Here is a 22,540-nt window from a genome sequence, read left to right as displayed (position 1 = left end):
AAGATAAGGCCCGCCGTAAACGGAAAATTTTAAAGATCACCTGATAACAATAATGGTCTGACAACAAGAATGGAGAGTCGCACTGTATGACAGCCTGTCAAAGTGAGTTGTTACAATTAAAAAATTTAGGCGTAGCCTCGGTCAATATTCTGCGTGCCGTTGGGATCAACACCCATGCTGATCTTCAACGCCTGGGTGCTGTTGAAACCTATCGCCGCATTCGCGCCCGCAATATTCATGTTTCCAAAGTGATGCTCTATGCCCTTGAAGGCGCACTGATGGACATTCACTGGAATGATATCCCTCCGGATCTCAAAGCGCGTTTGGTGCAAGCCGCCGAGTGTTCGGCAGAACTAAACCAAGCCACCGCCTAAACCCAAGCACTGCACACACAAAAAAAACCACATCTGTGTATAGATGTGGTTTTACACGCAGTTTTTTCTCCCCTACAGGCTACACTAAAACCTTGCCTTATCGAGTGTTTTGTTCACGGGGAACCTATGTATCTTTCAACCAAACAATCTGAATTAATGTCGGAACTGGCCGCCAAACTGGCGGCACTGACCGAGCTTATTTGCGCACCAGTAGCCCCTGCCGATGCGCCCTTTCAGGTCGCTGCCAGCGATGACCTTTTTGTCGATATAGCACCCAACCGTTTGCTTCGCCTTGTGGAGGGTCGGGTGGATTACCATCTGCACGGCAAGCTGGTCATGCATTTTGAAGCCGGCGACCTGCTGGGATTAGCGCGGGCATTGAACCTACCCCAAGGCCAGTTCAGCTGCAGCCAACCGGTTGAACTGCTTGCCTATGAACGCGATGCCCTGGTAGAACAAGCCAACAATGACCTCAAATACCTGCGCAACTGGACCCACTACCTGGTGTGCTCCAGCAGCTATTTTGAACAGGCGATGAGCCAGGAATTGCGCGGTGAGTTTCAGCCCTCAGCAGGATTCCTGCATTTTCACAGCGGCGAAATCATTATCCGCCAAGGCGATACAGCCGACCGGGTTTATACATTGCTTGAAGGCTCGGCCGATGCCGTCTGTGATGGTGTCACCGTGGGCCAGATTCACGCCAATGAAATATTTGGCGCGTTGGCAGTATTTACCCGCCAACCGCGCATGGCCTCTGTGGTTGCCACCAGTGATTGCACCCTGCTTGCCGTGCGCAAGGAAGAGTTTATTACCCTGATCGAACATCAACCCCAGATCTGTATGGGCCTGATTGAAGAGATGGCCGCCAAAATTAACCAATTGAATGGCCAGCTGTTGCAACTCAAGAGCAGCGAAAGCTGATCGCCCCAACAGATAAGAATTATTCTCAAAAACCATTGACCTTATTAATGAGAACGATTATTGTTAACTGGCTGTCGAGGAAATTTCTCCCCTTGGCAGCTGAGCGGATTTAGTAATCGCCCTGCAAGTCGATTGCCATAGCCACTCACCCCCCTTGGGACTTCTTGTGCGTTTCATGCATTAGTCTCTTGGCTAACACGGTTGCTTGGGCCGCCCCTTGGGCGGCCATTTTTATCCCCGCTAATTTTTGCGATTCTTAACCTATCCCGATTGAAATAATCACATTCCGTACACATATACTCCCTCGACGCTGCGTATAAACCAGCGCATCAACTATCTATGGGAGATCCTATCGTGTTACGTATTGGCCTGTTTCTGTTAACCAACCTTGCGGTTCTTGTTGTAGCCGGCATTGTGCTCAGCCTTCTGGGTGTGGGTAGCTATCGTTCAGCAGGTGGTCTGGATTTACAGAACCTGCTGGTATTTTGCGCCGTGTTTGGCTTTGTTGGCTCGTTTATCTCGCTGTTTATCTCCAAGTGGATGGCGAAAAAAACCATGGGTGTGCAACTGATTGATCAGCCCCGCAATGCCGATGAGCAATGGCTGGTTAATACCGTGGTTGAGCTGTCGCAAAAAGCGGGCATCAAAACCCCGGAAATTGGTGTATTCCCCGCACAGGAATCCAACGCCTTTGCGACCGGCTGGAACCGCAACGCGGCGCTGGTTGCCGTGAGCCTTGGCCTGCTGCAACGCTTTGAGCGCGATGAAGTCCGCGCGGTACTCGCCCATGAAATTGGTCACGTTGCCAACGGCGATATGATCACCCTGAGCCTGATCCAAGGCGTGGTAAACACCTTTGTCATGTTCTTTGCGCGCATCATTGGCGACCTGGTCGACCGCGTACTCCTGAAGAACGAAGATGGCCGCGGTTTTGGTTTTATGATCGCTACCTTTGTGGCTGAAATTGTACTGGGCATCCTGGCCTCAATGATCGTGGCAGCTTTCTCTCGCTACCGCGAATTCCGCGCCGACCATGCCGGTGCAACCCTCGCTGATCGCGGCGCTATGATCCGCGCCTTGCAACGCCTGCAAGCCGAAAGTGGTGCCGCTGAGAGCGCTATGCCTAGCAGCATGCGCGCCTTTGGTATCAGCGGCGGTATGCGCAGCCTGTTCGCCAGCCACCCACCGCTGGAAGCACGTATCCAGGCCCTGCGCGACGCAGCCTAAGTCGCCCGCATTATCAAGCTATAGAGAAATATCACTATGACACTCTGGCGCTGGCTGCTTCTTGGATTCATGAGTGGCGCCAGCGCCTTGAGCGCTGTCGCTAATGCCTTTTCTACCGATGACGAACGCAACAGTATGGAGGTGTTTGATGCCGCCCGACCAAGCGTTGTGTTTGTCACCAATCAACAACTGGCACGCAACCCCTACTCGTTTGATCTGGTCACTGTGCCGCGCGGCTCCGGCACTGGCTTTGTGTGGGATAAACGCGGTTACATAGTTACCAACTACCATGTGGTGGAGGGTGCGCGCCAAATTACGATTACCTTGCAAGACCAATCCAACTGGCCGGCCGAAGTAGTGGGCCTTGCCCCCGAGCGCGACTTGGCGGTGCTTAAAATCAAAGCGCCCTCCACGCAACTGCCACCACTCCCACTGGGTGACTCATCTGACCTGCGCGTGGGCCGCAAGGTGCTCGCTATCGGCAATCCTTTTGGGCTGGATGCCACCCTGACTACCGGTGTAGTCAGCGCCTTGGGGCGTGAAATTGAATCGCCCAACCAGCGCAAAATTACGAATGTGATCCAGACTGATGCCGCCATCAATCCCGGTAACTCGGGCGGCCCGCTGCTCAACTCCGAAGGCAAGCTGATCGGTGTTAACACGATGATTTACAGCCCCAGCGGAGCCAGTGCCGGCATAGGTTTTGCGATTCCGGTCAACACTGTAAAAGAGGTGGTGCCGGAATTGATTCAACACGGCCGTATTGTTCGGCCAGTACTGGGGATTGCGGTAGCACCAGACCATTGGGCGCAGCAATTGGGTATTCAAGGTGTGGCGATTTTGCGTGTTGAGCCCAACTCGGCAGCGGAAAAAGCCGGCCTTCAGGGCGCCAAACGCAATAGTTGGGGGCAAATCAGCTTGGGCGATGTGATAGTCGCGATAGAGGATTACCCGGTCACCAATGACGACCAACTGCTCAGCGCACTGGAGCATTACAAACCCGGCGATCAAGTCACCGTGAGTCTGATGCGCGATGGCAAGCTGGTGAGCCGCAAACTGCGCCTGACCGCCCCCCAGTAATGCGCGGTAAACACCTTGAGTAACATGATTCCCCTGTGTGCATTAGATGAGCTACCCGAGGGCACTAGCCGCGGCTTCCAACTGGGAGCGCTTAAACTGCTGGTGGTGAAACACCAGCACAAACCCTTTGTGTACCACAACCAATGCCCGCACTTGGGTATACCGCTGGAATGGGAGAAAGACCAATTTCTGGACCCCAGCGGCAGCATGATCCAGTGCGCCAATCACGGCGCACTTTTTGTGATTGATACCGGCTTGTGTGTTGCTGGCCCCTGCAGTGGCCGCAAACTTCAGCCGGTCCCCTGTTTTGTCAACGGCAATCAATTGCTCATAGAAAGCAAATTCACGCCCACTTAAATTGTCTGGGACCCGGCGTCCCGCGCTTTGGAGATACCACTAATGCAAAATTTCACATTTTCCAACCCGACTAAAATTGTGTTTGGCGAAGGCCAAATCAAAGAAATCGCTCAGCTCATTCCTGCCAATGCCCGCATCCTCGTCACCTATGGCGGAGGTTCGATCAAGAAAAACGGCGTTTACGATCAGGTGGTAAAAGCGCTGGAAGGCAAAACCTGGTTTGAATTCAGTGGCATAGAACCCAATCCCCACTACGAAACCCTGATGCGCGCGGTTGAGTTAGTGAAACAGGAAAACATCGATTTCCTACTGCCTGTGGGTGGCGGCAGCGTGATTGATGGCACCAAACTGATTGCCGCGGCAGTCAATTTTGAGGGCGAGCCCTGGGACATACTGGCCAAACACGCGCCCTTCCATAGCGCCTTGCCGATTGGCTGCATACTCACACTGCCGGCAACCGGCACCGAGAGCAATGGCAACTCAGTGATCACCAAGGCGGCTACCCAGGAAAAACTTGCCTTTGGCAGCCCGCTGGTTTACCCGCAGTTTGCGATTCTCGACCCCACCACAACTTACAGCTTACCGCCGCGCCAGATCGCCAATGGAGTAGTGGATGCGTTTGTCCACACCATGGAGCAGTACCTGACCTACCCGGTAGATGCCAAGGTACAAGATCGCTTCGCTGAAGGTTTATTGATGACCTTGATTGAAGAAGGCCCGCGCGCGCTTAAAGAGCCGGACAACTATTTGGTGCGCGCCAATGTAATGTGGGCGGCAACCATGGCGCTCAACGGCTTGATCGGTGTGGGCGTACCACAAGACTGGGCAACCCATATGATTGGCCATGAACTCACTGCCATGCACGGTTTGGATCATGCGCAAACCCTCGCCGTGGTCTTGCCTGCGGTAATGCAACACCAGCGCGCAAAGAAACACGCCAAACTGGTGCAATATGGCCGCCGTGTCTGGAACCTGACGCAGCCTGATGAGAACGCGGTTATCGACGCTGCAATAGCGGCAACCCGCGCTTTCTTTGAGCAGATGGGCACCCCCACCACACTCGGCGGCTACGGTGTCGGACGCGACTCCATCCCCAAATTGGTGGATATGCTGGTCAAACACGACCTGGTGGCATTGGGGGAGCACGGCGCAATCACCCCGCAAGCCTCGCGTGAAATTCTGGAGTTGGCTGCCTGATCAATACCCTAGCCAGCCTTATCAGCAGTAATACCCGCAAATGAAAAAGCCCCGCCAAGAGCACTGGCGGGGCTTTTTCATTGGCTCATCGACAACAGCCTCACGTTACCAGCAGCACCAAGCCAGCTAGCGAAATTTGGTGAGCGCCTGTTGCAGCTCGGAGAAGGCGGCCTGCAAGAGCGCAATCATCTGCTGATTCTGCGTCACAATACCGGCCGTTTGTGCACTCAAACTATCCAATTCACCGGTCTGACGGGTGATTGCCTCGGAGGTTTGGGTATTGGCTTCGGTTGCCCGTGCAATCTGCTGGCTAATGTGGTGAATTTCTGTCACCGAGGAGCCGATTCGCTGGAAGACCTGCTCTACCGCCTCGGAGCCAGCAACATTTGCCAGAACGCGTTGGCGACTATCACTCATCGCCTGCACCGATGCACTTGAGCCAGTCACCAGCCGATTAACGATTTGTTTAATGTTCTCGGTGGATACCTGGGTACGCTGAGCCAGCGCACGCACCTCATCGGCAACCACAGCAAAGCCCCGCCCCTGCTCACCGGCCCGTGCCGCCTCGATAGCCGCATTCAACGCCAGCAAGTTGGTCTGCTCGGCAATACCTTGTATTTCTGCCAAGGTGCTGGTGATTGCCGCGCAATCATTGGCGAGGGCATCGATAGCCTGCGCGGTATCACCCAGAATGCGCGACAACTCAACAACCCCATCGCGCGCCGCTTGTACGGCCACCTGCCCTTCGCGCTGGGCGCTGACGGTCTCATCGGTAAGCACTGCTGCACGCTGTATTTGCGCGGCAACCGCAACAAAAGAGTCGTGCATATGATCCATCTCCTGGCGAATCACCTCTGCACTGCGGTGCGACTGACCAGAAATATTCACCAGCTCACCGGTATTGCTGGCAAATACTCCCAGGTTATTGTCAGCTTCCTGCTGCGCCCTGAGCGCTGAGCGCACGGCAGTTGCTATGGCCTCCAGTAACCAGTTCAAATGGTCAAGAATGGCATTGTTACGCGCCTGCGAACGCACACTCAGGTTAATGTGTTGATCGTCCACAATCATGGTTTCGGTGACTACCACCAGCTCTTGTGCCACCACCAACAAACGGCTGGCCAAGCGCACCAAAATGACCAAAACCACGGTTTCAATCACTACGTAAAAAGCGTGCATAGCCACTATCGACCAGGAGTGCATATGGTCAGGGAAGAGGTAAATAGGTACACCGGCGTTTTGCAGCATATGAATCACCACATGCAAGACCGCCGCCGCGGCTGCCGCCCACACCAGTGGGCGCCAATCCAGGTAGGTAAACAATGCCGCCAAAAACACAAAATAGCCAAAATGGGCCTCAATCATCCCTTTCAATTGATGCACATGAAGCGATACAAACAGCATGTACACCACAGCGATAATCGCGGGGGTAATCTGCGGGTGATTGAGCAGTTTGATGGCCAGCCAGTTGATCCCCATGAACAGGCCGCCCAGCAACAGAGCCAGCATCCAGGTGTTATGCACCGAAGCGTAGAGAAAGGATAAAAACCACGCCAGGGCGGTGACCCACAGCATGATGTCGTCGATATGCAGGCGATAGTTGCTGACAAAATCAACCAGCCCACGACCAGGTACCGATTGATAGGGTGAAGAGCGGGCGCTTGAATGGTTCACGGGGGTTAGCCTCTAATGACTGGACTGCTTATTACGAAGTCTAGTCGATTAGTGATAACACCCCGGGGAAAATAAGTACACTGATCAGTGGTGCAGGATTTTATTCACAATGGACGTGGTGGAGCAGTTTTCTACTAACCCCAGCACCCGCACCTCACCACCATTGGCTTTGACTAGAGAGGCGCCAACAACCTGATCGACGCTGTAATCGCCCCCTTTCACCAATACATCCGGTTTTACGCGCCGCAGCAAGCGTTCGGGCGTGTCATCGCTAAAAGGTACCACCCAATTCACAGACTCCAGGCCGGCAAGCACCGCCATACGTCGATCCAGCGGGTTGATGGGTCGCCCCTCACCTTTGAGCTTGCGAATGGATGCATCCGAGTTGACCGCCACAATCAGTCGATCACCTTGTTTACGTGCCTCCTCCAAATAACCTACATGGCCGGCATGAATAATATCGAAGCAACCATTGGTAAAAACAATACGCTCGCCAGCGGCGCGCGCATCTTCAATCGCCTGTAATAGTTGTTCCTCGGTGACTACGCCACTTTGGGCGCCCTGATCAGCGATGATTGCACGTCGTAATTCAGCCGCACTGACACTCGCCGTACCTAACTTGCCTACGACAATACCAGCCGCAATATTCGCCAACGCCGTCGCCTCTGGCAGGGTCTGACCAGCAGCAAGAGCCGCCGCCAAGGTGGCAATAACCGTATCACCCGCACCAGTGACATCAAATACCTCACGTCCACGGGCAGGCAGGTGTAGTTCAGGTTTATCAGGGCGTAACAAACTGAGCCCCTGTTCGCCCCGAGTCACCAGCACACCTTGCAAATCCAGATCGGCCATCAGGCGACTACCGCGCGCCACGATTTCCCGCTCAGAGTCACACTTTCCCACAATCGCTTCAAACTCCACAAAGTTAGGCGTTATCACATTGGCGTTGCGATAACGACTAAAGTCATGCCCCTTGGGATCAACCAATACCGGTACACCGCACCGGTGCGCCAGCGCAATCAGCGCCTGACAATCCTGCAGGCTACCCTTGGCATAATCCGACAGCACCATGATATCGGCGTCAGCCAACAAGCGCTCGACCTTGACCACAAACTCACTGCTGTCTTCAGCGCCATATTTATCTTCAAAATCCATGCGCAGCAGCTGTTGATGACGACTGATAACCCGCAGTTTAGTCACCGTGGGCTTAGTGGTAGATACCTGCAAATCCGCATGAATACCGGCAGCAGTCAGACTGCGCTGCAGAATCTGACCTGCCTCATCCTTGCCGATCACGCCCACCAGTGACACCTTGCACCCCAACGCACTCATATTGAGCGCCACATTAGCGGCACCGCCGAGGCGATCTTCCGTCTGGCTCACATTCACCACCGGCACTGGCGCTTCAGGAGAAATACGTGTGCTTACGCCGTGCCAGTAGCGATCCAACATTACATCGCCCACTACCAATACACGGGCCTTCTCAAACGGTGGCATGGTTATATACATAGGATTTCCTGCTTGAATTAAGTCCATTCGAACACCCTCTCCTATTGTTTACCTGACTCTTAAGGGCCTACTCAACCCACTTTACTACACACAAGTTGGCGGCTTGGCTAAGTTGCGAAACCGCTATCCAACTCATCGAACTCTTTTGCATGCAAGCGCGCATAGTGCCCATGGCGCGCCAGTAGTTCCGCATGAGTCCCTTGCTCAACTATCTCGCCCTGCTCCATCACAATAATGCGATCCGCTTTTTCGATGGTCGATAAACGATGCGCAATGACAAAAGTTGTCCGGCCCTTCATTACCCGCTCCAAAGCCGCTTGGATGTAATGTTCGGATTCGTTGTCCAGCGCGGAGGTGGCCTCATCCAGAATCAGAATAGGCGCGTCTTTTAGCAGGGCTCGTGCAATCGCCAAACGCTGGCGCTGACCGCCTGACAAACGCGCGCCCGACTCGCCAATGACCGTATCAAAACCTTCAGGAAGCTTTTCGATAAACTCGGTGGCGTAAGCCGCATCAGCCGCAGCACGGATAGCCTCAGGCGTGGCCTGCTGCAGGCTGCCGTAGGCGATGTTGCCCGCAACACTGTTGTTGAACAGGGTGACATTTTGGTTTACCAAGGCAATCTGGCTGCGCAAATTGTCCAGGCGATAATCGCGCACTGAAACGCCATCAATCAACACATCGCCCTCATTGATATCATGGAAACGGTTGAGCAAACTCACCAACGTAGACTTGCCACTGCCCGACTTACCTACCAGCGCAATGACCTCGCCCGCGCGCACCGACAAACTCACCCGCTGTAGTGCCGGACGCTCCTGATTGGCGTAGGTAAAACTGACATTGTTGAAATCCACTTCACCTTTTACGCGCGCCGTCTCGTAGGTGCCAGTATCTTTTTCCGGGCTGATATCCAACAACGTAAACACACTGTCCGCCGCCGCGACACCTTTTAAAATCATCGGAGCCACTTCACCCAGTTGGCGAATGGGCGTCACAATCAAACCTACCGCGGTGATATAGCCAATAAAGGCCGCCGTGCTGTCCATCTGCATAAAACTCAGCGCGGCATAAATCAGCAAACTCATCGCCACCGCAATCAATAAATGCATTACCGGCGCATTGGCCGCGCTGGTGACAATAATCTTCATATTCTGGGCGTAATTCTTCTTACTCGCCTGCATAAAACGATCTTGCTCATAAGCCTCACCACCAAAGGTGCGCATTACCTGGTAGCCATTGATCATCTCGCTCGACACTTGAGTAATATCGCCCACTGAATCCTGCACCTTGCTACTCAGGCGACGTAAACGCTTGGCTACTTTAGTCACCAGCAACCCCATGATGGGCGCCACCGACAGGAATAGCAGCGTTAATTTCCAATCCAGGTAAAACAACCAGCCCAACAAACCTATCACTGTCGCGCCCTCGCGAATTCCTTTTTTAAGGGCATCCGTCGCCGCAACAGTCACGCCGTTAATGTTGTAGGTGATTAAAGAAATAAGGTGACCGCTGGGCTTTTCATCAAACACCCCAACAGGCAAACGTGTCATGTGGTTAAACACTTGCACACGCAAATCATTAACCACATTAAAAGCCACCTTCGCCATAAAGTAACCGCCGATAAACATGCCTAAACCGCGCATTAAGGTGGCGCCAACAATTAACAGAGGCACCAACCACCGCGCGGCGGGATCTTCAGACTCAATGGCGACCACGAGCTTTTCCATCACGTGTGAATACATAACATTTGCCGCGGCGTAAATAATGTAACCCAGTACACTCAGCGCAAACCAAAACACATAGGGTTTGAGATAGCGCAGCAAGCGCTGGTATATGCGCCAGGCAGAAACCTCGGGGATATCGGAAACCTTGCGTGTCATGAGTTATTTTCCTGTTTAAAGCTGGCATTAGCCCCTTGGTAACCTTGGGCACACAGCAAGGCTCCTATCAAACCAGCGGGAAGCCAAATACAAAACCACTTGGGATCAATCTGCCAAAAAAAGCCACGCGAATCGAACAATGAATAAATACACCCCAAGGCCAGCCAGAGCGCCAAAGGCCTTAGCTGTGGCTGGCTCATGGCATGGCGCATAAGATAGCCGAGGTACATCAGGTTCAATATCACCCCCACCAATCCAGTGCGATAGAACATATCTAACCAGGCATTGTGCGCATGATTAAACAGGCTGCCATCAGCTAGCGTGATTCGCCCTTCTTTCTCCAGGCCGGCACCCCAGAGTGGATTTTGTTGTAATGCTTGGTTCCAAACATCAACCCAAATCGTATCGCGCACACTCAACCCACGCCCCAATAGCAGATTCTGAATGATGTCGCGCAGCCAAAAAGCAACACCCACAAGGAGCAACACAACGGCAGCTTGAGCTAACCACTTGGAGCGACTTCGGCAATACAAGAGTGCGGCCACAGGCATCACGATAACCAACCCAACAAGCGGAGCACGGCTTTGGGATGCCAGTACCGACAGCATTAACAGCGCAAAACCAACCAGATAAAAACTGCTCCGTTTAACATCCGGTGCTCGCAACCACTCGATGTAAGCCAATAAGGACAGTACTGCATAAGTAGCACCGATATGGTTGGGATTACGTGTAACACTCCATCCCTCCAGCCGATCCACCAAGGGGTGAAGGGAATAGAAAACTATCAGGTTGACGACAGACATTATCGCGCCCACCAACACCAGAAGCTTAATCACCACAGCGATATTAATAAGCCCGCGTTGTGCCATCCACCCTAAACCACAGAGCCAGGTAGCCAGTATGACAAACTGCAAGATGAAAAAGCCCGGGTCAGGTTGGGCTGCCCACAGGGTTGTCAGCGCCGAATAACCGCCGAACCATAATGCCAAACCGGTAAAGCGACCGCCGTATTCTCCCGGTGAAGGTTTGCGCCACAAAAGCAGACACAACATGGGAATAAAAAAGGCCAGCGCATAAATAGCTTCAAGGCCATCGCGCGAAGGCGCCCATAAAAATGCACTGATAAAAACCAACAACCCTACCTTGCTCCAGGAGGCTATTTTCCGCTCCCGCACAAGACTGTTGGTAAAAAAAGCCAAGGACATCCAACCACCGTGCCTTATGAGAAAAATTTAATTGCGCCCGGAGCATGACCGAAATCACGCCGATACATTTTTATCGCCCGGCGCTGCAGCTGTTCCAGCAGCCGTTTGTCTTGGCGCAAGATGGCACGCAATGGCCGATCAAAATAACACTGCAAAAAAAACAAATAATCACGCAGGTTTAAATCCAAATTCAGCGTGGAAAAATAAAGCGCCGCCAAATCCTTAACTCGCCAGCGATGCGGAACCCGCGCCCTGCACTGGGCCCGGTGCAGATCGACCAAATAAATATCCGGCCCGGTAACTGCCCCTACTGACTCGGGCCTTAGCATAAAATGACAAAGATACAGATCGCGATGGTTAATGCCTGCGTTGTGCAGCGCTCGCACCATCCGCGCAACCTTGCCAATAATTTGCCGGCGAGGCTTAATCGCCACTGAATGCTGCTCAAAATAATGATCCAGCTGAACCACATCCGCCAGCTCACGCGTCACAATAAACGATTGCTGGTGCGCCGGGCTAATGCCGCGCTTACCGTAGGCAACGGTCAACAAGCTGGGAATATTCAGCGCCCTTAATTTATTGAGCGCCTCCCATTCGTTGTCTGCACCTAATACCGGCATACGAAGCTGCAGTATATTTTTGATAATTTCCCACCAGCCAACACCGCGATGCCATTTGCGATAATAGGTGCGGCCGCTAAGTTCAAACCTGAGGGTTTGGCGATCAGGCATTTCCCGTGCAACTTGTCCTTGAATATTTTCCATTAGCTGAAAAATGTCTTGTCCTTGCCAGGCTGTGATTAATTCATCACAAAGCACAATATTATCTTCCAGTCGCAACACTGAAGGGACGCTCCCTCGATGAAATATTGTTTCGATCTGATCAACAGCACGCGCGGGGCGCGAAAAAATATCGCTGTTACCGGCAAAAAACTCTGCCTGGCATAACCAGTGCTGTGCATCTGTTGCCAGCACCTTTTCCATTTGGTTGGATACAGCAATGGCATCATCCGGTGCGTCCAATAACTCACCCAATGCATAGGTTTCGATGTAATGTGCATAACCGCAAACCGCTGTAGCTAATACCGGCACACCACAAAGCATTGCCTCCAACAACACATTTCCCGCGACTTCTTTGTAGGCTGGATGCAACAGCAAATCACCTGCTGCGTAAATTGCAGCCATATCATTGCGGCCCCCCAGAAATTTAACACTGCTACCAACACCAAGGCGGTTACTCAACCGCTGAAACGCACGCGCATTACCATTACCAACAACAGCCAATACTGCAGAGGGCATTTTTTGTTGCAATGCAGCAAATGCGCGAATGCTTCTATCCAGCCCTTTGGTCTTAAACCCGGACCCGACACAAAGAATCAATTTTTCATTGTCGGCAAGTGCCAATTCTTGTCGAATTTTTTGTCGTGCCGCAGCGCGCTGCACAGTTTCCAGTTTTAAACGTTGATCCACGCCGGGAGGCAATAGATATTGTCGCTCAACCGGTGTGGCGTAATACTTGGCAAAAGCGGCTCGCTCATCCGTGGCTATCTCAAGAATTTGGGTAGAACTCAGGTGCGAATAAACCGCTTTTTCATAGTTCAGATAAAGCCTGGCTCGCGGTGTTAAGCGGTAAAAAAAACCGCGCTCTTCATAGGCCTTTTTTGCGAAACAAGAGTCACCACAAAAATAGACATCCAGCCCCGGCATTTTGTTAAAACCGACCAATAAATCAAATTGATCGCGCTGAAACTCTTGTTGAAAGGCCTTAACAAAACGGCTGACGCCTGCGACATTTAAAAAACCTTTGCCGTTTATGATCACCACATCAATACCGGGGATTTTTTCTCCTTGCCAGGCACCGCAAAAAACAGTGACTTGGTGACCACGACGGCGAGCTTCCTGTGCAATCGCCAGCATATCGCGCTGCAAGCCGCCAAACGGAAAATAGCGAAATATCACCACAGCTAATTTCATTGTAAGTTCCGTTTATTGAGCGACATTAATCGCGTCGCCTAGCAACTTATCCAGCGCTGCCAACACCTGCTCTGGCATTAATTCGCGCAAGCATTTGTGATGCACCTTGGGGCACTCGCGTTCAAAACAGGGCGAGCACTCGATTTTGTTGGTGATAATACTCACTCGCTCAAACAGTGGCGGTGTGTGTTCGGGCGAAGTAGAACCAAAAATAACCGCGAGCGGTTTTTGCAATGCGGCAGCAATGTGCATCAAACCTGAGTCATTACTTAATACCGCATCGGCACAGGCAATTAACTCGATGGCTTCACCTAGTGAAGTGATTCCCGCCAGGTTGTAACAGTGCTGGCGCTCCTCATCCAACAATAAATTGCGAATCGCATCGGTAACGGCATTATCTTTTGCCGAACCCATCAACCAGACTTGCCACCCCGCGCGAATTTTTTTATCGGCTACTTCAGCAAAATAATGTTCGGGCCAACGTTTGGCCGGGCCGTATTCAGCGCCTGGGCAAATTATTAACAGCGGGCGCGTCAGGGGCAACGCAAACTTTGTTAATAATTGTGGTCGCTGCGACACATTGACCTGTAACTGCGGATAGGGGAATTCGCTGAGCGCAGGAACACCCTTCGGCAAGGCGAGCGCCGCATAGCGTTGCACCATGAGAGGGAATTGTTGTTTGTTCAGAATGCGTAAATCATTTAATAAACCGTAACGCATTTCACCGCGCCAACCGGTGCGCAGTGGGATTTTTGCAAAAAAAGGAATCAGTGCGGATTTAAATGAATTGGGCAATACAATCGCCTGTTCGTAGGCTTCCGGGATGAGTGATTTACCCAGTGCGCGCCGCTGCGCAAAACCCAATACACCATGCCCCAAGGGCATATCAATGACCCGATTGACTTCTGGCATGCGGGCAATTAATTGGCGCGTCCAGTTTGATGCCAGCACATCAATCTGCACTTGCGGATTGCGTTGTTTGAGTAATCTAAACAGCGTTTGCGCCATCATCATATCGCCAATCCATGCAGGGCCAATCACCAATATTTTTTGGATTTTTTTTAGCTCGGCAGGGAAATTGATTTCTGTCATAGGCGAGATACAAATCTTGGCAGAGAGATAAAATTATTGCGGATATAGCCGGCAGGCAAACACAATCAAGCAGAAACAATTACACAGAAACAATGGCACAAAAACAATAACGGAGCCTTGCGGCTCCGTTTCGTTGGCGATTATTTTGCCACTGGCGCCAACCAGTTGGTGTGCTCTGGCAGTTCGCCGCGCACAGATTTGAAATACAAATCCTGCAGGCGGGTGGTGATGGGGCCGCGGCGACCTTCACCAATAATGCGTCCATCCAATTCGCGAATCGGCAATACTTCTGCAGCAGTACCGGTAAAGAAAGCTTCATCGGCCACGTAAACTTCATCGCGCGTAATTCGCTTTTCTTTGATGGTATAACCGCAATCCGCTGCCAAATGGAAAATGGTGTTGCGGGTGATGCCGTCCAAACAGGAAGTTAATTCCGGCGTATAAATGATGCCATCGCGCACCAAGAAGAAATTCTCGCCGCTGCCTTCTGCCACATAACCTTCGTTATCCAACAGCAGCGCCTCTTCACAACCACTGTCCAGCGCTTCTTGCAACGCCAGCAGTGAGTTGATGTAGTGACCATTCGCTTTCGCTTTACACATGGAGATATTTACATGGTGGCGGGTGTAGCTGGAGGTGCGAATACGAATACCCAAATCGCGCGCTTCAGGCGACATGTAGGACGGCCAGTGCCAAGCGGCAACCATAACATGCACTTTCAGGTTGTCGGCGCGCAGCCCCATGCCTTCTGAACCGTAAAACGCCATAGGGCGCAGGTAGGCTTCCGCCAGACCATTTTCACGCACCACCATTTTGTGGGCTTCGTTGACCAGGTCTTTGGTGTAAGGCATTTTCATGCGCATGATGTGCGCAGAGCGGAACAGGCGATCAGTATGCTCCTGCAAACGGAAAATGCTGGTGCCCATGCTGTCGCTTTTGTAGGCGCGCACGCCTTCAAATACACCCATACCGTAGTGCAGTGTGTGGGTCAGTACGTGAACCTTGGCATCGCGCCAGGGAATCAGTTCACCATCGAGCCAAATAACGCCGTCGCGGTCGGCAAAAGACATAACAACTCCAAAAAATTCTGTGTGAGAAAAAAATTCTGTGTGTTTACGGGATTAGGCAGCGTGGGCGCAAGCGCACGCCGTAATCCGGGCGCGATCACACCTCGTCGAGCAGCCGGTGCCACAGTGCAGTGACTTGTTGGCGCTCGCTGAGGAAATGATGGTCGCCTTCCAGTACCGCCTCCTGACGCTGTAGCGCGAGGCGGTGTCCGGTGGATCGATATGCTTTGTAAGCCGCGATCAGGTGGGCCACGGATTCGGCATCGAGTAAACCTGCCGCTTCCAGTGATCCGAGTATGCGAATGTTGTCCGTGTACCGGATGATCTCGGGCGCTTGATGAGCCCAAGCCAAGGCCGCGTATTGAACCATAAATTCAATATCCACGATACCACCGGCATCCTGTTTCAAATTAAATAATGCCGGTGTTTTTGCCGCATTTGCCGCGCTGTTTTTGCCTTTGGCTTCACTGCCCAACTGCTCGCGCATTTTGCGGCGCATATCACTCACATCGGCGCGCAATTTGGTTAAGTCGCGCGCGCGACTGAGGATGCGCTGACGCACCTGCTCAAACTGCTCGGCCAGCGCCGCATCGCCTGCCACAACCCGCGCGCGTACCAGCGCCTGATGCTCCCACGTCCAGGCCTCATTGGCTTGATACTTCTCAAACGCCACCAGGGAAGACACCAGCAAACCGGAGTTACCCGAGGGGCGCAAGCGCATATCGACTTCATAGAGCTTTCCAGAAGGGGTATAGGTGTTGAGCACATGAATAATGCGCTGACCGAGGCGGGTGTAAAAAGTCGTGTTATCAATGGCGCGCTCGCCATCGGTACTGAGATTGCTGTCGGCATTGTGGATGAACACCAAGTCCAGATCCGAGCCATGCCCCAGCTCTATGCCACCTAATTTACCGTAGCCGACGATCACAAAATCCGGCGCGTTATCCACCGAACCATCGGCGCGGCGCGGGCGCCCGTGGCGTTCAACCAAGTGCTCCCAACTCAGTTGCAGCACATGCTCCAGCACCACTTCCGCGATGTATGTCAGGTAATCGCTCACTTTCATCAGCGGCAGGGCGCCGGCAACTTCACTGGCGGCGACACGCAGGGCGTGGGCCGAGCGGAAATAGCGCAAAGCCTCCATGTGCCCTTCCAGGTCATCCCAATTCAGGCGCAATACATCGCGGCGCAATTCATCACGCAGCAGGTCTTTATCCGGCGGCGCGTAGAGGCTTTCCGGGGTGAGCAATTCATCGAGTAGCGCGGGATACTGGGCTATCTGATCGGCAATCAGGGGGCTGGCGGCACAGAGTTTTACCAGTTGTTGCACCGCTGTGGGGTTCTCCACCAGCAGCACCAAATAAGCACTGCGGCGCGCAACCGCTTCAATCAGCGGCACCACACGCGCAAAGGTTTCGGCGATAGTGATGGGCAGTTTTGGCCCGAAGGCTTCGTGCACAATCACCTGCAACAAGCGCGGGATAAACGCATCCAAACGAGTGCGACCGCTGGCCTGCATCGACAATACAGCGCGCCCCTCGCGCAGGTCAGCCAGGTTTTTCAGCAGCGCCGCCGGCCCTTCAATATGGCGCTCGGTCAAGGCGTGAATAGCATCCTCGCCCTGCAAACTGCCCTCCCACAAGCCCACCCAAAAGGCCAGGGCCTGTTGATCCACGCTGTCCTCTTCATCGGGGGCGGCAATCACCGCTTTAAACTCACTATTCACCCGCTGGCGATAGCGGCTCAGCTCGGCAAAAAAATCATCCCAGCTGGCAAACCCCATCACCCACGCCAGGCGCAACTGGCCAACCGGATCAACTGGCAGGGATTGGGTTTGTTTGTCTTGATACCCCTGAATGGCGTGCTCGGTATTGCGCAGGAAAATATAGGCTTCCAGCAGCGCAGAACCGGCACCGGGCGGCAAGTAATTTTCCTGCTCCAGAAACGGCAGCAGCACCGGCACTTTGCGCTTGCGCAGGCGAGCATCGCGCCCGCCGCGAATCAGTTGAAACACCTGCACCACAAATTCCACTTCGCGAATGCCCCCCTCACCCAACTTCACATCAAGGTTCATGCCTTTGCGCTGCACTTGCCGTGCAATCAAACCTTTCATTTCACGCAGGGATTCAATCGCACTGAAATCTATGTATTGGCGATAGGTAAACGGCTGCAGCAATTTACCCAACAGCTGGCGCGCCTCAGCTTGCTGCACACCGCCCGCCATAGCCACAGTGCGCGCCTTGATCATGGCGTAGCGCTCCCATTCGCGCCCTTGGGTTTGGTAGTAGTCCTCCATGCCGGCGAAACTCAAAGCCAAAGCCCCGCTCTGCCCATGGGGGCGCAGGCGCATATCCACGCGGAACACAAAGCCATCGGCGGTAACTGTATCCAGACTTTTAATCAGCCGTTGACCGAGCTTGATAAAAAACTCCTGGTTGCTAATGGCACGGCTGGCATGATTGGTTTCACCACCCTCGGGAAAGGTAAAAATCAGGTCAATATCGGAGGATATGTTCAGCTCGCCAGCGCCCAATTTGCCCATACCCAACACCATAAATGGCTGCGCCACACCCGATTCGCGACCAATGGGCGTGCCGTAGATTTTCTCCAGCGCGCGGTAGTGAAACTCCGCTGCTGCCGCAATGGATTTATCCGCAAACCGCGACAGCTCCGCCGTCACCTCCTGCATGCTGGCAAGGCGATTCAGGTCGCGCCAAATAATCCGGATCATTGCCTTTTGGCGCTCGCGCCGCAGGCAGGCATCCAATTCAGCGTCGGTATTACAACTATTTACTACTGCCGCAAAAGCCTCCAGCTGTGTATCCGTCTGCGCCTCAAACAAACGGCCAGATTGCACCAATTCCAGCAGATAAGCCGGGCGTTGGGCCGAAGTTTTGGCGATAAATTCACTGGCCACAAAGGCGCGGGTCAACTGCCGGGAAAAGCTGCCCGCGTCAATCGCGGCGGGCAATAAATCGCGCACAGGAGGTAGGTTTTGCTGCGCCAAGGCAAGCTCAAACTGATCCCAGTAGCGCTGGGCGGGAGCCTGTAATTCGGCGGGGATTCCAGAAAAATTCAACATATAAGCGACACTCGTTAACGCGGCAATCAACACCACACCAGAGAAATAAGATGAAACAAAAAGCGATAGCGAAATACTAGCAGTTTCTATTCACAGGATTTGCCTATCTCCGCAATTGCGCCGGCAGGCTGATTTTGCAAGGTGCACCACAAGCCAAATGCCAGCTGTTTCTCAGTCTGGCAATGGCGCAAAAATCGTTAAGCTGATGTTAAGAAAAACCCTGCTTAAACTGGCGCATCGCTCAGGCAAATGGGCATTTATGCAGGAGATTAACCATGAACAAATCGATGATTATGGGAACACTGTTGGGCGTGGGCATAGCCACTACCGGGGGCGCCATCGCCAGTTACCAGTTTTTAAAAGAGCCTTCCTATGCGGAAGTTATCAGCTCGGTTCCGGTGACTAAAACCACCAAGATTCCCCGCGAAGAGTGCCATAACGAAACCGTGGTGCATCAAAAACCGGTAAAGGATACCAACCGTATTGCCGGGAAAGTCATCGGCGCGGTAGTGGGTGGCGCCTTGGGCAACCAGGTGGGTGGTGGTAACGGCAAAAAAGTGGCAACCGTAGCGGGCGCAGTAGCCGGCGGTTATGCGGGCGATAAGGTACAGGCCAATATGCAGGCCAAGGACACCTACACCACCGTCGAACAGCGCTGTAAAACCGTTTACGACAGCCGCGAGGACATCACCGGTTACGATGTAACCTATCGCCTGAAGGATAAAGAGTCATCGCTGCGACTGGACTATGACCCGGGCACACGTATCCCGGTTGAGAATGGCGAGCTGGTTTTAAATCGCCAATAGCTGCCCAATCACAAGGATTGGCAATCCCCCCCCGGGAGCAAGGACGCTACCCATTTACCCAGCCCCCCTTAGAAATATACCTCTTCAGAACCACACTCTTCTCGCATCACCTTTTCCAGCCACTAGCCAGCATTTCAGTTATAAGCTTCTAACTATTGATTATTAGCAGCCAGATTGACGGGCTGTTAGCCTGCGCGCCCTGTTTATTTTTCAACAGCTACCACAAGCAATAATTAGTAGTGACCGCTAGCTGTAGCCGGTTGATGCGCGGAGTTTTATGGATTTTCAAATTGGATACGTGATTGCCGGGCTGGCAGTGGGGTTTATTGTCGGCATGACCGGCGTTGGCGGCGGTTCGCTGATGACCCCGATTTTATTGTATTTCGGCGTTAGCCCCGCCAACGCCGTGGGCACTGACTTACTCTATGCCGCCATCACCAAAGCCGGCGGTATCCATGTGCACCACAAAAAGAAAAATATCGACTGGAAAATTACCGGCGAGCTGGCGCTTGGCAGCCTGCCCGCAGCAGCCATTACCCTGTGGGTGCTGCACAGCATTCGCTTGGATACCGACACGCTCAACAGTGTTATTAAAACCACCCTCGGTTACGCCCTGATCCTCACCGCCATCGCCATTCTATTCAAGCGCCGCATTTTTGATTACAGCAAGAAGAACAACAGCTGGATTACCCGCATGAGTCGTCGCAGTCAATTTATAGCTACTGTAGCGACTGGTGTGGTGCTCGGCGCGGTGGTTACCTTGACGTCAATCGGCGCTGGCGCGCTGGGTACAGTGGCGCTGTTTATGCTCTACCCGCTGCTACCAACGGTGCGCTTGGTGGGTACTGAAATCGCCCACGCCGTTCCGCTCACGCTGGTCGCAGGCATGGGGCACGCTGGCTTGGGCAATGTGGATTGGGGGCTGTTGGTCAACCTGTTGATCGGTTCACTGCCGGGCATTTACCTCGGCAGCCATTTAGCCAACCGAGTTGCCGATCACTATCTGCGCCCGGCACTGGCCATCATGTTGGTATTTGTGGGTTTCAAACTGCTCTTTTAATGAAGCGAGCACTTCTACTAGATGGGCGAGTAGTTAGCTCGCCTTTTCCGGTGGCGGTGCCACGCGCAGCACCTCCTCCATAGTCGTCAAACCGGCGGCCACTTTCTGGGCGCCCGACAAACGCAGGGTGCGCATTCCTTCTTTCATCGCCAGCTTACGCAGCTCTTGCAGGTTGCAATCGCGCGTAACTTTTTCTTTGAGTGATTCCGACAGCAGCAGAATTTCATACAAACCCTGCCGCCCCAAATAGCCAGTATTGCGACACTCCAAACAGCCCACCGGGCGATAGACTTTGGCGGGCACATTCACCTTCCAGGGCGCCACCAATTCTTGCCAATCGGACGCGCTGATGCTGCCCTCCTCCTTGCAATGGGGGCAGAGGGTGCGCACCAACCGCTGCGCCATCACCCCCAGCAGAGTGGCATTAATCAGGTAGGACGGGATACCCAAATCCAGCAGGCGCGCCACGGTGGAGGGCGCATCGTTGGTGTGGACGGTAGACAATACCAAGTGACCAGTGAGCGCAGCCTGCACCGCCATCTGCGCGGTTTCCAAATCGCGGATTTCCCCCACCATGATGATGTCCGGGTCCTGGCGCATCAGGCTGCGAATACCGGCGGCAAAATCCAGCCCGATTTTGTGGTGTACCTGGGTTTGATTAAAACGCTCTTCCACCATTTCAATCGGGTCTTCAATGGTGCTGACGTTCACCTCATCCGTCGCCACTTGTCGCAACGAGGAGTAGAGCGTGGTGGTTTTACCGGAACCGGTGGGGCCGGTGACCAGCAAAATACCGTTGGGGCGCGTGAGCATGGAATACCAGCGGGCGTAATCGTCACCCACCAAACCCAAATCGGTAAAACTGCGCAGCAGCACTTCGGGGTCAAAAATCCGCATCACCAATTTTTCGCCAAAGGCGGTGGGCAAGGTGGACATACGCAGCTCGATTTCACTGCCATCGCTGCGCCGGGTTTTGATGCGGCCATCCTGCGGTTTGCGCTTTTCGGCGATATCCATTCGCGCCAACACCTTGAAGCGACTGGTCACGGCGGTAGACACATTGGCCGGCAATTCATACACATAATGCAGTACACCGTCGATACGGAAGCGAATGCGACCTACATCGCGGCGCGGCTCAATATGAATGTCACTGGCGCGCTGGTCGTAGGCGTACTGCAGCAACCAATCCACAATTTTAACTATGTGCTGGTCGTTGGCATCCGGGTCGCTGGCTTTACCCAACTCGACCAGCTGCTCAAAATTGGTAATAGCCGATGCCGCCGTGGCGCCGCTAGCCCCCGACACCGAGCGCGCCAGGGTGTAAAACTCCACCATAAACCGCTCGATATCGGCGGGGTTGGCCACTACGCGCTTCACCGCGCGGCGCGCCACATGCTCCACCTGCGGCTCCCAACCAGACATAAAAGGCTGGGTACAGGCGATAAGCACATGATCAGCCTCAACCTTTACACAGAGAATCCCATGGCGTTTGGCAAAAGCGTAACTGATGACCTCGGTGCACCTGGCAACATCGATTTTCATTGGGTCTATGTGAAATAAGGGCAAACGTGCTTTATTCGCCAACCACTCCGTTAGCACCTCGGCATCCAATACTTTGCCGGGCCGCTGTAAATCCTCCAGATTCTGGGTTGCTATGTAGGCGAGCGGGTGCATGATGGCCTGCTCGCGACTGCGCGAGGCACCCAATAGCATATTGGCGTCTGTTTGGGACATACGCCCGTCCGCCACCAAATCATTGATCAAGCCGCGCAAATCCAATACCCGATCCAGCACCATTGGGTTATTCCTGTTATTGACTATATCGAAGGGAAGTTGCGCTGATTGTAGCGGCTCAGCCGGCATCAGTCTGCCCAGCGCACCACAGGCTGAAGGCCGTGCTCACCAGCGCCGTCGCCCCAAACCCATAATCCCGCGGCAATTATGCAGACTCGGCTACCAAAATTCTGACCAAAAAGCATCACAACTTTGTCATAAATAAGTAATAAAGCTGCGTGACCTTGGAGAGTGATGTTTTTATA

General features: G+C 53.3%; 17 protein-coding genes. 8 read left to right on the top strand and 9 right to left on the bottom strand.

The window, feature by feature from the left end; genetic code table 11:
* The first annotated feature begins 86 nt into the window (after window positions 1–86).
* The 6 genes from ACFODX_RS09405 to ACFODX_RS09380 all read left to right on the top strand — a co-directional run bounded on the left by ACFODX_RS09405 (window position 87) and on the right by ACFODX_RS09380 (window position 5,156).
* Window positions 87–374, top strand: a complete 288-nt coding sequence (locus ACFODX_RS09405) for a TfoX/Sxy family protein (RefSeq protein ID WP_378118411.1) — start codon at window positions 87–89, stop codon at window positions 372–374.
* A 126-nt stretch (window positions 375–500) separates the two neighbouring features.
* Entirely contained in the window at window positions 501–1,295 is a 795-nt protein-coding gene (locus ACFODX_RS09400; RefSeq protein WP_378118409.1) for a Crp/Fnr family transcriptional regulator, read from the top strand.
* 354 nt (window positions 1,296–1,649) lie between these two features.
* Window positions 1,650–2,522 (top strand): protease HtpX, encoded by an 873-nt coding sequence (htpX, locus tag ACFODX_RS09395; RefSeq protein WP_378120078.1) that lies wholly within the window; start codon window positions 1,650–1,652, stop codon window positions 2,520–2,522.
* Between the two features lie 36 nt (window positions 2,523–2,558).
* Window positions 2,559–3,602, top strand: coding sequence for a S1C family serine protease (locus tag ACFODX_RS09390; RefSeq protein ID WP_378118406.1), 1,044 nt, complete (start codon window positions 2,559–2,561; stop codon window positions 3,600–3,602).
* Window positions 3,603–3,626: 24 nt separating this feature from the next.
* Window positions 3,627–3,959 (top strand): Rieske (2Fe-2S) protein, encoded by a 333-nt coding sequence (locus tag ACFODX_RS09385; RefSeq protein ID WP_378120075.1) that lies wholly within the window; start codon window positions 3,627–3,629, stop codon window positions 3,957–3,959.
* 42 nt (window positions 3,960–4,001) lie between these two features.
* On the top strand, window positions 4,002–5,156 hold the full coding sequence (locus ACFODX_RS09380) for an iron-containing alcohol dehydrogenase (protein ID WP_378118404.1): 1,155 nt from the start codon (window positions 4,002–4,004) through the stop codon (window positions 5,154–5,156).
* 126 nt (window positions 5,157–5,282) lie between these two features.
* Here ACFODX_RS09380 and ACFODX_RS09375 read toward each other — a convergent pair whose 3' ends face one another.
* The 8 genes from ACFODX_RS09375 to glnE form a co-directional block, all read right to left on the bottom strand.
* Window positions 5,283–6,827 (bottom strand): methyl-accepting chemotaxis protein, encoded by a 1,545-nt coding sequence (locus ACFODX_RS09375; protein WP_378118402.1) that lies wholly within the window; start codon window positions 6,825–6,827, stop codon window positions 5,283–5,285.
* Window positions 6,828–6,911: 84 nt separating this feature from the next.
* Window positions 6,912–8,336, bottom strand: a complete 1,425-nt coding sequence (gene hldE, locus ACFODX_RS09370) for a bifunctional D-glycero-beta-D-manno-heptose-7-phosphate kinase/D-glycero-beta-D-manno-heptose 1-phosphate adenylyltransferase HldE (RefSeq protein ID WP_378118400.1) — start codon at window positions 8,334–8,336, stop codon at window positions 6,912–6,914.
* Between the two features lie 107 nt (window positions 8,337–8,443).
* Window positions 8,444–10,216, bottom strand: a complete 1,773-nt coding sequence (gene msbA / locus ACFODX_RS09365; RefSeq protein WP_378118398.1) for a lipid A export permease/ATP-binding protein MsbA — start codon at window positions 10,214–10,216, stop codon at window positions 8,444–8,446.
* Window positions 10,213–11,421: an O-antigen ligase family protein gene (locus ACFODX_RS09360; protein WP_378118396.1), complete on the bottom strand. Its 1,209-nt coding sequence runs from the start codon at window positions 11,419–11,421 to the stop codon at window positions 10,213–10,215. The genes msbA and ACFODX_RS09360 overlap by 4 nt, the downstream gene beginning before the upstream one ends.
* Window positions 11,422–11,435: 14 nt before the next feature.
* Window positions 11,436–13,394, bottom strand: coding sequence for a lipopolysaccharide core heptose(I) kinase RfaP (gene rfaP, locus ACFODX_RS09355; RefSeq protein WP_378118394.1), 1,959 nt, complete (start codon window positions 13,392–13,394; stop codon window positions 11,436–11,438).
* Window positions 13,395–13,406: 12 nt separating this feature from the next.
* Window positions 13,407–14,486 (bottom strand): lipopolysaccharide heptosyltransferase II, encoded by a 1,080-nt coding sequence (waaF, locus tag ACFODX_RS09350; protein ID WP_378118392.1) that lies wholly within the window; start codon window positions 14,484–14,486, stop codon window positions 13,407–13,409.
* A gap of 140 nt (window positions 14,487–14,626) precedes the next feature.
* Window positions 14,627–15,556: a branched-chain amino acid transaminase gene (locus ACFODX_RS09345; RefSeq protein ID WP_378118390.1), complete on the bottom strand. Its 930-nt coding sequence runs from the start codon at window positions 15,554–15,556 to the stop codon at window positions 14,627–14,629.
* A 94-nt stretch (window positions 15,557–15,650) separates the two neighbouring features.
* On the bottom strand, window positions 15,651–18,635 hold the full coding sequence (gene glnE / locus ACFODX_RS09340) for a bifunctional [glutamate--ammonia ligase]-adenylyl-L-tyrosine phosphorylase/[glutamate--ammonia-ligase] adenylyltransferase (protein WP_378118388.1): 2,985 nt from the start codon (window positions 18,633–18,635) through the stop codon (window positions 15,651–15,653).
* Window positions 18,636–18,910: 275 nt separating this feature from the next.
* Between glnE and ACFODX_RS09335 the strand changes: the two genes are divergently transcribed.
* Window positions 18,911–19,441, top strand: coding sequence for a glycine zipper 2TM domain-containing protein (locus ACFODX_RS09335; protein WP_449245248.1), 531 nt, complete (start codon window positions 18,911–18,913; stop codon window positions 19,439–19,441).
* A 277-nt stretch (window positions 19,442–19,718) separates the two neighbouring features.
* Window positions 19,719–20,501 carry a sulfite exporter TauE/SafE family protein gene (locus ACFODX_RS09330; protein WP_378118386.1) on the top strand — a complete coding sequence of 261 codons (783 nt, stop codon included), beginning with the start codon at window positions 19,719–19,721 and terminating at the stop codon, window positions 20,499–20,501.
* 33 nt (window positions 20,502–20,534) lie between these two features.
* Here ACFODX_RS09330 and ACFODX_RS09325 read toward each other — a convergent pair whose 3' ends face one another.
* Window positions 20,535–22,298, bottom strand: a complete 1,764-nt coding sequence (locus tag ACFODX_RS09325) for a GspE/PulE family protein (RefSeq protein ID WP_378118384.1) — start codon at window positions 22,296–22,298, stop codon at window positions 20,535–20,537.
* Window positions 22,299–22,540: the final 242 nt, after the last annotated feature.

It is taken from the genome of Cellvibrio fontiphilus, assembly GCF_042646205.1.
Classification (GTDB): Bacteria; Pseudomonadota; Gammaproteobacteria; order Pseudomonadales; family Cellvibrionaceae; genus Cellvibrio; species Cellvibrio fontiphilus_A.
Note: the sequence above shows the minus strand (reverse complement) of the source record. Positions and strands in the feature narration are given on the sequence as shown.